This is a genomic window from Rhodococcus sp. PAE-6 (assembly GCF_025290685.1).
In the GTDB taxonomy this organism is placed as follows: domain Bacteria; phylum Actinomycetota; class Actinomycetes; order Mycobacteriales; family Mycobacteriaceae; genus Rhodococcus; species Rhodococcus pyridinivorans.
Genome location: NZ_JAOCLZ010000037.1, coordinates 1 through 13,556 on the forward strand (window position 1 = coordinate 1; position 13,556 = coordinate 13,556).

At 69.9% G+C, this 13,556-nt stretch carries 3 protein-coding genes; all 3 read left to right on the plus strand.

The features are described from left to right. On the plus strand, positions 1-5,253 hold a 5,253-nt coding region (locus NVV99_RS25545; protein WP_260783212.1), incomplete at its 5' end, for a non-ribosomal peptide synthetase. A 155-nt stretch (positions 5,254-5,408) separates the two neighbouring features. Then, entirely contained in the window at positions 5,409-11,249 is a 5,841-nt protein-coding gene (locus NVV99_RS25550) for a non-ribosomal peptide synthetase (protein ID WP_024101633.1), read from the plus strand. A 371-nt stretch (positions 11,250-11,620) separates the two neighbouring features. After that, the coding region (locus NVV99_RS25555; protein ID WP_260783213.1) for an amino acid adenylation domain-containing protein at positions 11,621-13,556 on the plus strand (1,936 nt) is incomplete at its 3' end.

Below are 13,556 nucleotides of genomic sequence, written 5' to 3' on the forward strand. Positions count from 1 at the left end.
GAGCATTTCGGGGTCGATGGCTCCTCGCGGGTGTTGCATGTGTGTTCGCCGAGTTTCGATGTGTCGTTGCTCGAGTTGGGGGTGGGGTTCTCGGCGGGGGCGACGGTGGTGGTGGCGCCGGCGGGGGTCGGTGGTGGTCCGGATCTGGCGGATGTGATTGCGTCGCAGTCGGTGTCGCATGTGTTCATGACGCCGGGTGCGTTGGGGTCGATGGATCCTGCGGGCTTGGACGATCTGCGTGTGGTGGTCGTGGCGGGTGAGTCGTTCACCCCGGATCTGGTGCGGCGGTGGTCGGTGCCGGGTCGGCGGCGGTTCTTCAATGCCTATGGTCCGACGGAGACGACGATTCTGGCGACCTCGTCGGCGGAGTTGGTGTCCGATGCGCCGGTGGTGATCGGGTCGGCGATCGCGGGGGTGGGGGCGTTCGTGCTCGATGAGCGGTTGCGTCCGGTGCCCGAGGGTGTGGTCGGTGAGTTGTATGTGGCCGGGGCGCAGGTGGCGCGGGGCTATCACGGTCGGTTCGGGTTGACCGCGGCGCGGTTCGTGGCCGATCCGTTCACCCCGGGTGGCCGGATGTATCGGACGGGGGATCTGGTGCGTCGCGGCGGCGATGGGGTGTTCGAGTATGTGGGGCGCAGTGATTTCCAGGTCAAGATCCGGGGGTTCCGGATCGAGCTGGGGGAGATCGATGCGGTGTTGTCGTCGGTGCCGGGGGTCGGTTTCGCGGTGACGGTGGGGGCGGCGTTGGCGTCGGGGGAGTCGGCGTTGGTGTCGTATGTGGTGCCCGAGGCGGGGGCGGTGCTCGATCCGGCGCAGGTGCGGGCGTCGGTGGGGGAGGTGTTGCCCGGTTATATGGTGCCGTCGTCGGTGACGGTGCTCGACGAGGTGCCGCTCACGCCGGTGGGGAAGGTCGATCGGGCGGCGTTGCCGGCGCCGGTGTTCGAGGTGGCCGAGTATCGGGCGCCGCGGACGCCGGTGGAGATCGCGGTGGCCGAGGAGGTCGCGCAGGTTCTGGGGGTCGAGCGGGTCGGGTTGGACGATTCGTTCGTCGATCTCGGTGGTAATTCGTTGGCGGCGACGCGGTTGGTGGCGCGGTTGTCGGCGCGGTTGGGGTATCGGGTGGCGGTGCCGGTGGTGTTCGAGGCGTCGTCGGTGCAGGAGTTGGCGGCCCGTCTCGACACCGACACCGCCGGTGCCGGGGTCGGGAGTGTGGTGTTGGCGGCGCGGCAGCGTCCGGAGCGGGTGCCGTTGTCGTTGGCGCAGCAACGCATGTGGTTCCTCGGACGATTCGATTCCTCTGCGGCATACAACATTCCGATCGTCGTCCGGCTGACCGGAGATCTCGACGCCGCGGCGATGCAGGCGGCGGTCCGCGATCTCGTCGCTCGGCACGAGACACTCCGCACCGTCTACCCCGAGATCGACGGTGTCCCGGTGCAGGAGGTCCTCCCGATCGAGGCGTTCCTGCCGGATCTCCTGCCGGTCGAAGTCGATCCCGACGCCGTGCGGTCCGAGGTCGACGCCGTCCTTTCGACCCGATTCGACGTCACCCGTGAGGTTCCGGTCCTGGCCCGACTGCTGCGGTGCAGTAGCAGTATCGAAAACGACAGTGATGCAACGGAACACGTGCTCGTCGTGGTCGTCCACCACATCGCCGCCGACGGAGCGTCGCTCGCGCCGCTGACCCGCGACCTCGCCGCCTTCTACGCCGCCCGCGCGACCGGGACCACGGCCGAGTTGCCGCCGCTGGCCGTCCAGTACGCGGATTACGCACTGTGGCAACGGGATGCGCTCGGTGATGCATCCGACCCGGAATCGGTCGCCGCGCGGCAACTCGACTACTGGCGGCGTGCCCTCGACGGGTTGCCCGACCAGCTCGATCTGCCCACCGACCGTCCCCGGCCGACCGTGCAGTCGCACCGCGGGGGCAGTGTCGACGTCGAGGTCGACGCCCACGTCCACGAGCAGTTGCGCGAACTCGCCGCGCGTCACGGTGCGACCCCGTTCATGGTCGCCCAGGCCGCCTTCGCGGTGATGCTCGCCCGGTTGTCGGCGACGCGCGACATCGCCATCGGCACCCCCGTCGCCGGGCGCACCGATCCGCTGCTCGACGACCTCATCGGCATGTTCGTCAACACCCTCGTCTTCCGGACCGTCGTGGACCCCGCCGAATCCTTCGACGAACTCCTCGACCGCAGTCGCGCGACGGTGCTGGAGGCCTTCGACCACGCCGACCTGCCGTTCGAGCGGCTCGTCGAAGCGCTCGATCCGGCCCGATCCCTGGCACGGCACCCGCTCTTCCAGGTGGGCCTGTCGTTCCAGAACCTCGCACCGTCCCGGCTCGACCTTCCCGGTCTGTCCGTCGAGAGTCTGGTCCCCGACACTCGTATCTCGCAGTTCGACCTGCATCTGCTCGTCGGCGAACGCGTCGACCAGGACGGGCGGTGCGGCGGGCTGGCGGGTCGGCTCACGTATGCGGCCGACCTGTTCGACGAGGAGACCGCCCGCTCGTTCTCGTCCATGTTCACGCGCGTGCTCGCCGCACTCGTGGACTGCCCGTCACGTCCCGTCGGCGATGCCGACATGATCGGAGAGGACGAGCGGACCAGGCTGCTCGACATCGGCAGGGGAAAGTACCGCCGGTCGGACGCATCCGTCCTTCCCGATCCGTTCCGGGCGCACGCCGATCGTCGCCCCGATGCGATCGCCCTCGTTCACGAGGGAACGTCGGTGTCCTACAGGGAATTCGACGAGCGTGTGAACCGGTGTGCGCGTGCGCTGATCGCGGCCGGTGTCGGCCCCGAGACCCGGGTCGGCCTCATGATCGGACAATCCGTCGAGTTGGTCGTCGCGATGTACGCGGTGTCCGTCGCCGGCGGAGCTTACGTTCCGCTCGACCCCTCCCTGCCACCCGGACGCATCGCGCAGATCGTCGCGGCCGCCGAACCCGCCGTCGTCGTACGTGTGGGTGGGGCGTCCGCAGCCGTCGATCTCGGCGGTGCCGCGGTGATCGACGTCGACGATCCGGCCCATGCCGGACTGTCCGCAGCGCCGGTGACCGATGCCGAACGGCTCGCCCGGCTGCGACCGGAGAACATCGCGTACGTCCTGTTCACCTCCGGTTCGACGGGGGTCCCCAAGGGTGTTGCGGTCACCCATCGTGCGGTCACCAATCAGATGTGTTGGCTGCGAGAGCGATTCGACCTCGGACCCGACGACGTGTCGGTCCTGCACACCCCGGCGACCTTCGACCTGTCGGTCTGGGAGTTCTGGGGCTGGTCGACGTGCGGTGGCCGGCTGGTGATCGCCGACCGGGGACGCCACCCCGACCCCCGCGCCATGATCGCCCTGCTCGAGCGTGAACGGGTCACCACCTTCCACGGGGTTCCGACCATGCTCGGCATGTTCCTGTCGGGGGTCGAGAAGCGACTTCCGTCGACGTTGCGGCGTGTGCTGTCCATCGGTGAGTCCCTGCCCGCCGCGACCGCGCGGGAGTTCGCCGCCCGCAGCGACGCCGAACTGGTGAATCTCTACGGGCCGACGGAAGCGGCCGTCTCGGTGACCGATCACCCGGTGACCGACGCCGACGTCCACGGCGTGCCGATCGGGACACCGGTGTGGAACACGGGCGTCCACGTGCTCGACGACCGCCTCGGTGCGGTCCCGCTCGGCGCGGTCGGGGAGTTGTACCTGTCCGGCGAGCAACTCGCGCGCGGTTACGTCGCGCGGGCGGGTGAGACCGCCGGCAGGTTCGTCGCCGACCCCTTCGGCAGCGGAGGGCGTCTCTACCGGACCGGGGACCTGGTGCGCTGGGTCACGAGCGCACGCGGACCCGAACTCGACTACATCGGTCGCCGGGATCTCCAGGTGAAGATCCGCGGGTTCCGGATCGAGCTCGGTGAGATCGAGGACGCACTCCGGGCATGCCCCGGCGTCGCTGCCGCGGCGGCAACGGTGCAGCAGGATGCACATCGTGGCGACCGCGTGGTGGCCTTCGTGGTCGTCTCGGACGGCACCGAACCGGACACCGCCGCCCTGCGGACCTCGCTCGGCGAACGGTTACCGAACTACATGGTCCCGGCCGACATCCGCGCGATCGACTGCCTGCCGAAGGGGAGCACCGGCAAACTCGATCGGAACGCCCTCCCACTCGTCCCGGCCGCGCCGGCCGAGCACCGTCCGCCCGCCACCGCCGTCGAATCCGCCGTTGCGAAGGTGTTCGGGAAGGTCCTCGGCATCGAGTCGGTCGGACGTGACGACGACTTCTTCCGCTCGGGCGGTACCTCGCTGGTCGCGGTCCGGGCGGTCAGCGAACTCGCGGCGGCGCTGGAGCGTCCCGTGCCCCTCGAGTGGCTGTTCGCCCACCCCGTCGTCGCCGAACTGGCGGAGCGGATCGAACGCAGCGAGCGCGACGGTGAGGAGTCGGCGTCCACGGCGTTCGACGTCGTGTTCCCCCTGCGCACGGGACCCGCCTCCGGTGAGCCGGTCTTCTTCGTCCACCCCGTCGTCGGCCTCGCCTGGGGATTCTCGCGGCTCGCGGAGTTCATCGACGCCGGTCGTCCGGTCTACGGACTGCAGTCGCCCGCGCTGTCGGGCACCGAGGAGCTTCCCGGATCGATCCGGGAATGGGCTGCCCTGTACGTGGACGAGATCCGGCGCGCGCACCCCGACGGGCCCTACCACCTCGTCGGGTGGTCTATGGGCGGAGTGATCGCGCACGAGATGGCCGTGCAACTGCAACGACACGGGAGCTCCGTGGACTCCCTCGTCCTGCTCGATGCGCACGTCCCGGCCCCGCTACCGGAGTCCGTCGATCCGCAGTCGGTGGCCCTCGCGGCCCTGAACGGTCTCGACAACGGTGACCGCGCCACGCCGAACGTCGGGGATATCACATCGATTCTCGGGCGTGGCGAATTCGACAGCGACGTCTTCCCGTCCATGGAGTCGTTTCTCGGCGGCATCAGTCATTCGTTCGACGTTCTCGAGCGGCACTACCCGGGACGCTTCGACGGCGACCTGCTCTTCGTGGGGTCGCGGAGTTCGGCGTCGCCGGAAGACGATTCCCGGAGGGACTGGACCGAGTTCGTCACCGGACGGGTGCACCGCCACGACATCGACGTGTCCCACTGGGCGATGACGGGCGAGCACGCGTGTCGCACCGTCGGCCCGCTCCTCGCCGCCTGGTGCAACCGCCGTGTATGTCCGAATTGCGAAGTCCGCAAGCGCGACTCGACACTCCGTGTCGGGCACTGATGTGGCAGCGTTCGTACTCCTGTGCGAGACTCGTGTAGTTCGGCGTACGTGATCCGGCTGTCGGGGGCCTGATCGCGTCGATACGCCAGGGCGCGTGCCTGTTTCGGCGTGCGTTCATCAGCCGTACCGTCCCCCGGCGCGAAGCGGGGAGTGGTATGACGACGAATGCGATGGACTTCGACTCGGCCCACTCGGACGAGGGATCCGTTTCCGGGATCCGTACGTCGGGCAGCCCTCGGAGATTGCGCCGCAGCGCACCGACCGCATCGTTGCCCCATCTGCTCGCCGTCGCCGTCGAACGGAATCCGGACGGCATCGCCGTCGTCTCCGAATCCGGCGCTCTCACCTACCGCGAACTCGACGCGGGATCGTCACGCCTTGCCCGTCTTCTGATCTCGCGCGGAATCGGTCCCGAGGACTGCGTGGCGCAGTTCCTCACGCGCTCGCTCGAATCCGTCCTCGCGACCTGGGCGGTGGCGAAGACCGGCGCGGCGTTCGTGCCCGTCGACCCCACCTATCCCGCCGATCGCATCGCCTACATGCTGGACGATTCCGGTGCAGGGCTCGTCCTGACCACCGAGGAACACGCCGATTCGCTGCCCGGTGAGCTACCCGCACTCGTGCTCGACTCGGCCGAGGTACGCGACGAATCGGCCGGGATGTCCTCGGAGCCCGTCTTCTTCGACGAGCGACGCGGTGTCGTCCGCGCGGAGAACGCGGCGTACGTCATCTACACGTCCGGCTCGACCGGTCGCCCCAAGGGCGTCGTGGTGACGCATTCGGGGCTCGCCAACTTCTGCGCCGAACAGGTGGATCGCTACGGACTCTCGCCGCAGTCGCGCACATTGCATTTCGCGTCACCGAGTTTCGACGCCTCCGTGCTGGAGCTCCTGCTGGCGGTGGGTGCGTCGTCGACGATGGTCGTCGCCCCGCTGACCGTCTTCGGCGGGTCGGAGTTCGCGGATGTCGTGCGGAAGCACGGGGTCACACACGCATTCGTCACACCCGCTGCGCTGGCCTCGGTGGACCCGGCCGGTCTCGAGGTACTCGGTACCGTCGCGGTGGGCGGCGAGGCGTGCCCGCCCGAACTCGTGACGCGATGGGCGCCGGGCCGCCGCTTCCACAACGTGTACGGACCCACCGAGACGACTATCGTCTCGAACATCTCCGAACCCCTCGCGGCGGGCGACCGGGTGACGATCGGACCTCCGATCGGCAATGTCACGGAGACCGTGCTCGATTCGCGACTCCACCCCGTCCCCGTCGGTGTCGCGGGCGAACTCTACACAGCAGGGCCGGGGGTGGCCCGCGGGTATCTCGGTCGCCCCGGCCTGACCGCCGCGCGATTCGTCGCAGCGCCGGGAGGTGCGCGGATGTACCGCACCGGCGACGTCGTGCGCGGACCCGAGACGCCCTCGTCGGGCATCGTCTACGTGGGCCGTAACGACTTCCAGGTCAAGGTCCGCGGATTCCGCATCGAACTCGGGGAGATCGACGCCGCACTCGCGTCGCACCCGGGGGTCGACTTCGCCCTCACCGTCGGCCGCGAGACCCCTGCCGGGGAGACACAACTCGTCTCCTACGTGCACGGCACCGACGGCCCGCTCGATCCGGGCAGCCTCGTCGAACACGTCGCCGGCGTGCTCCCGACGTACATGGTTCCCGCCGCGGTCGTGCCCCTCGACCGCATCCCGCTGACCCCCTCCGGCAAGGTCGACCGCGCGGCACTTCCCCAGGTGGGAGCGACCGTCGCCGAATTCCGCGCTCCCGTCACCGCTTCCGAGAAAGCCGTCGCGGACGTCTTCGCCGACGTCCTCGGAGTGGACCGAGTCGGACTCGACGACGACTTCTTCGATCTCGGCGGCAACTCGCTCCTCGCGACGTCCGTCGTCGGCCGCATCCGGGCGCGTCTCGGCGTCACCGTCCGCGCTGCCGCGCTGTTCGACGAGCCGACCGTCGCAGCACTCGCCCGGCACCTCGACGCGGCCGGCTCCGACCGCGCGGTACCGCTCGTCGCCGGCCCGCGACCCGCACACCTGCCGCTGTCCTACGCGCAGCAACGCATGTGGTTCCTCAACCGCCTCGATCCCGAATCCGCCCTGTACAACATCCCTCTCGCGGTGCGTCTGACCGGAGGACTCGACGTCGACGCGATGCGTGCGGCGTTCGCCGACCTCGTCGAGCGTCACGAGACCCTCCGGACGGTCTACCCCGAGATCGACGGTGTGGGTGAGCAGCGCATCCTCGAACCGGGAGCACGCGTCGTCGACGTTCCGGTCGAGCAGGTGCCCGCCGGCGAGCTGCCGGAGCATCTCGCGCGCGTCGCGGGCCGCGGATTCGACGTCACGGCCGAGGTTCCGGTCCGCGCGCACCTGTTCGCGACCGCACCCGACGAGCACGTGCTCGTCCTCGTCCTGCACCACATCGCCGGCGACGGCACCTCGCTCGCGCCGCTCGTGCGCGACCTCGTCACCGCGTACACCGCCCGTGTCGGTGGGCACGCACCCGACTGGGCGCCGCTGCCGGTGCAGTACGCCGACTACACGCTGTGGCAACGGGAAGTGCTCGGCACCGACGACGATCCCGAGTCGATCGCGGGCCGTCAGCTCGCGTACTGGACGGGCGCACTCGCCGGTGTCCCCGAGCATCTCGATCTCGCCACCGACCACGTGCGACCTGCGATCCTCGGCGCGGGCGGCGGTGCCGTGCGCATCGAACTCGAGGACGACGTCCACGAGGCGATCACCGTCCTCGCCCGCCGGGCGGGAACCACCCCGTTCATGGTCGTGCACGCCGCACTCGCCGCACTCCTCGCGCGCCTGTCGAACACCCACGACGTCGTGATCGGGACCCCCGTCGCCGGTCGCTCGGCGCCCGAACTCGACGGTGTCGTGGGCATGTTCGTCAACATGCTCGCGCTGCGCACCGAGGTCGATCTCGGCGGCACCTTCGCCGATCTGCTCGAGCAGGCCCGCACGGTCGACATCGATGCCTTCGACCACGCCGACATCCCGTTCGAACGGCTCGTCGAGGTGCTCGACCCCGTCCGGTCGCCGTCCCGGCACCCCCTCTTCCAGGTCGGGTTGTCGTATCACAACTTCACCATCGACGCGCTCGAGCTGCCGGGCCTGCGAGTGGAGGCGCTCGACGCGTCGTCCTCGTCGGTCCGCTTCGACCTGCACGTGACGATCGTCGACAAAGGCGTCGACGGCGGACCGGGTGGATTCGACATCGAATTCGGTTACGCTACCGACCTGTTCGAGGAACCCTCGATCCGGCGCATGGTCGACCGCTACCTGCGCATCCTGCGCTCCGTCGCCGAGGACGCCGACGTCGTGGTCGGCGACATCGACCTGCACGAGCCCGACCAGCTCGCCGCGATGCTCGAAGCCTGGGAGGCCGAACAGCTCGCGGTGGGCCCCGGCCGGACCCTCGCCGACCTGTTCGACGATCAGGCCCGCACGACGCCCACGGCGTGCGCGCTCGTCGACGCGAACAGCGAACTCACCTACGGGGACTTCGCCGACCGGGTGCGACGCCTCGCACGGATGCTGATCGAACACGGCGTCGGTCCCGAGACGGTCGTCGCGCTCCCGATCCGACGTTCGATCGACCTCGTCGTCGCGATGTACGCGGTCGTCGAGGCCGGCGGTGCATATCTGCCGCTCGACCCCGACCACCCGCGCGAACGCGTCGAGTACATCCTCGGATCCGCCGACCCCGCCTGCATTCTCACCACGAGCCGCGACCGCCTCGACCTGCCCGGCGACCGGCCGACCATCGAGGTCGACACCGTCGACCTCGCTGCCTACAGCGGCAAGGAGATCCGCAACGCCGACCGCCTCGCCCCGCTGCGCGCGAGCAACGCCGCCTACGTGATCTATACGTCCGGATCGACGGGACGGCCGAAGGGCGTCGTCGTGCCGCACGAGGCGATCGTCAACCAGCTCGTCTGGAAGCGGAAGGAATACCGCCTCGGCGTGGGCGACGCCGTCCTGCTCAAGACTGCAGCGACCTTCGACCTGTCGGTGTGGGAGTTCTGGTCGTCGCTGACCTCCGGCGCGAAACTCGTCGTCGCCGCACCCGACGGCCACCGCGACCCGGCCTACCTCAACGACCTGATCCGCCGCGAGCACGTGACGACCCTGCACGTCGTGCCCTCGATGCTCGACGCGCTGCTCGACGACGCCGACGGCGAACTGCCCGACTCGCTGCGACGAGTGCTCGCGATCGGTGAGGTGCTTCCCGTCGACACGGCCGAACGCACCCTCGAGCGGTCGCACACCGATCTCGTCAACCTGTACGGGCCGACGGAGGCGGCGGTCTCGGTGACCGCGCACCGCGTCACCGAGACGGGGGAGAGCTCGATTCCGATCGGCGGCCCGATCCCCAACACGCAGGTCTTCGTCCTCGACGAGCGGCTGCACCCGGTGCCCCCGGGAGTGGCCGGAGAGCTCTACCTCGCAGGAACCCAGCTCGCGCGCGGCTACTCCGGCCGACCGGAGCTGACCGCCGAGCGGTTCGTCGCAAACCCGTTCGGCGACCCCGGCACACGCCTGTACCGCACCGGCGACCTCGTGCGCTGGCGGTTCGACGACGATCAGCTGTCGGGCACGCTCGAATACCTCGACCGGGCCGACTTCCAGGTGAAGGTGCGTGGTTTCCGCATCGAGCTCGGGGAGATCGAGTCCGCGCTGCGGGCGCTGCCGCAGATCCGCGACGCGGTGGTGACGGTGCAGCACGGCGACCGGATCGTCGCGTTCGTCGTCCCCACCGGCGGAGCCCCCGACATCACCGCGATCCGCGGCGCGCTGGCGCGGACGCTGCCGTCCTACATGGTCCCGCAGGGCTTCGTCACCCTCGACGCCCTCCCGCTTAACGTCAACGGCAAGGTCGACCGCAAGGCCCTCCCGGAGGCGGAGGTCGTCACGGCGCCCTACCGCGCCCCGCGCACCGGCACGGAGGCGACGGTCGCGTCGGTCTACGCCGAAGTGCTCGGCAGCGACGACCCGGTCGGTCTCGACGACGACTTCTTCGGTATCGGCGGCAACTCGCTCAGCGCGGTCAAGGTCGCCGCGCGCCTGCGCGACCGCCTCGACGCCCACGTCGAGCTGCCGTGGTTGTTCCTGCACCCGGGTGTGGAGGAACTCGCCGCCCGGATCGACTCGCACAGCACGTCCGAGACGGACACGCTCGGCACTGCCGGGCTCGACCCGCTGCTGCCGCTGCGTTCCGGTGGGGACGGTGCACCGGTGTTCTGCATCCACCCCGTCACCGGCCTCGCATGGGGCTTCGCCGGCCTCGTGCCGTACCTCGGCGACCGTCCCGTCTACGGTCTGCAGTCGCCCGCGCTCGGCGAGGCGGACGACCTGCCCGGCGACATCGACGCCTGGGCGGACGAGTACGTCCGGCTCATCCGGCAGGCGCACCCGCACGGCCCCTACCATCTCGTCGGATGGTCCATGGGCGGCATCCTCGCCCACGCCGTCGCGGTCCGGCTGCGACGGGCGGGGGAGCAGGTCCCGACCCTCGCGATCCTCGACGCCTACCCCGAGACCGGGGCCGCGCGGGCCGACGCGCAGCCCACCGCGGCCACCGCCCCGACGGTCGCGAACGTGCTCGGCATCCCGGCCGAGGGCCCGGCTGCGGAGATCCCCCTCACCGAGCTCACCGCCGAGAGCGCGCAGCAGGTGGTGCAGGCTCTGCCGGCTCCGTTCGACAGCCTGTCCCCGGAACGGATCACCCGGATCGTCGAGGGCGTCCGGCACTCGTACTCGGTCCTCGCGACGCATCGTCCCGAGGTCTACGACGGTGACCTGACGGTCTTCATCGCCGAGACCGATCGTCCGATGTCCTCCACCGAGGCCTGGTATCCCTACGTGAACGGGCTGGTGACCACGCGTGAGGTGCCGGTCTCGCATTGGGACATGGCCACCAGGAAGGCGTGGGCGGTCATCGGACCCGCCATCGGTCGCCGTCTCGACGAGAGGCGCTGACCGGCCACAACTCGACATCCCGCCACGGTGGGGCGGCCCGCACGGGTCGTCCCACCGTGGCGTGCGCGCCCACGGCCGTAACATGGCTTCTCGGCCACCGATGCTCTAATGGGCACATGACTGCCCGGTAACAACCGGGTGGCCGCGGCCGGAACGGGACGTACGAGGGATCGGGACCAGTGGTGAGTGAAGCCTTGCGTAAGGTCGGCGAGCAGGGGGCCGAGGGGAACGGTGGAGCCTCTGGCGATGCTCGACCTGCGGCAGCAGAGCGGCGGCGGCCACGCAGGCGTCCCGAGCGTCGCGGAGCCAGGGCCGCGCTGCTTCCCCAGCTGATTGCGGCGGCGGTCGAACGCGACCCCTCCGCGACGGCAGTGGTCGAGGATGACCGTTCGCTCACCTACGCCGAGCTCGACGAGGCGTCCTCGCGACTCGCGCGGTACCTGATCGGCCTCGGTGTCGGTCCCGAGGACGTCGTCGCGCTCGCGATCGCCCGGTCGATCGACTCGGTGCTCGCCACCTGGGCGGTCGCGAAGACCGGTGCCGCCTTCGTGCCCGTCGACCCGAACTATCCCGCCGACCGGGTCGAGCACATGACGGTCGACTCCGGCGCGGCGCTCGGCCTGACCCTCGCCGAGAACGAACCCGCCCTGCCCTCCGCGACCCGGTGGATCGCACTCGACGATCCCGCGATCGCGCAGCAGCTCGCGGCTCTTCCGTCCGAGCCCGTCTCGTTCGACGAACGGGTCCGAACCCTGCGGGTCGAGAACACGGCCTACATCATCTACACCTCGGGGTCGACCGGACGGCCGAAGGGCGTCGTCGTGACCCATTCGGGTCTGGGGAACTTCTGCACCGAGCAGGTGGAGCGGTATGCCCTGACCTCCGACTCGCGCACGCTGCACTTCGCGTCCCCGAGCTTCGACGCCTCGATCCTCGAACTGCTGCTGGCGATCGGCGCGTCGTCGACGATGGTGATCGCCCCGACCTCCGTGTACGGCGGCGAGGAGTTCGCCGAACTCGTTGTGCAACAGCAGGTCACGCACGCCTTCGTCACCCCGGCCGCGCTGGCCTCGGTCGACCCGACGGGCCTGGGCGTGCTCGATTGCATCGTCGTCGGCGGTGAGGCGTGCCCTCCGGACCTGGTGGAGCGGTGGGCGCCGGGACGGCGATTCTTCAACGGCTACGGTCCGACCGAGACGACCATCATGACCAACATCTCGGATCCGCTGGCTCCGGGTGAGCAGATCACGATCGGTGCGCCCATCCGGAACACCACCGCGCACGTGCTGGACACACGGTTGCACGCCGTTCCGGCCGGGGTGACGGGCGAGCTCTACCTGTCGGGTCCGGGCGTGGCCCGCGGATACCACCGTCGGCCGGAGCTGACCGCCGCCCGGTTCGTCGCGGCCCCCGGCGGCACGCGCATGTACCGTTCCGGCGACCTCGTCCGCGGACCCCGGGACGCCGCATCCCCCATCGTCTACATCGGTCGGAACGACTTCCAGGTCAAGGTTCGCGGCTTCCGCATCGAACTCGGCGAGATCGACGCCGTGCTGGCCTCCTCGCCGGCAGTGGACTTCGCGGCGACGCTCGCGCGGACGGGCCCGTCCGGGCAGGCACAGCTTGTCGCGTACGTGCACGCGGCCCCCGACGCAACCGTCGACCTGCAGGAACTGTCGGCCCTGGCCGCCGAGCGGCTCCCTGCCCACATGGTGCCTTCGGCGATCGTGCCGATCGACGAGATCCCGCTCTCGCCCACCGGCAAGCTCGACCGCGACGCACTGCCCGATCCGGGGCCGATCGTCACCGAGTTCCGGGCCCCGGAAACCGGCACCGAGATCGACATCGCCGCGGTGTTCGCCGACGTGCTGGGACTCGACTCCACGCGGGTCGGCCTCGACGACGACTTCTTCGATCTCGGGGGTAACTCGCTGATCGCCACGCGAGTGGCGGCACGGCTGAGTGAGCGTCTAGGGGTACGGGTGCCTGCCCGCCTGCTGTTTGAGGGTTCGACGGTCGCCGCCCTCGCTGTCATGGTCGAACCTCTTGCCGGTGACGACCGAGCTCCGCTCGTGGCGCAGGAGCGTCCCGAGCGGGTGCCGTTGTCGCTCGCGCAGCAGCGGATGTGGTTCCTCAACCGCTTCGAACCGGAATCGGCCGTCAACAACATCCCCGGGGCGATCCGGTTGACCGGCGTCCTGGACGTCGAGGCGCTGCGCTCCGCGGTGGTCGACGTGCTCGGCCGGCACGAGTCGTTGCGGACGATCTACCCGGACGTCGACGGTGTGGGCTACCAGCAGGTGCTGC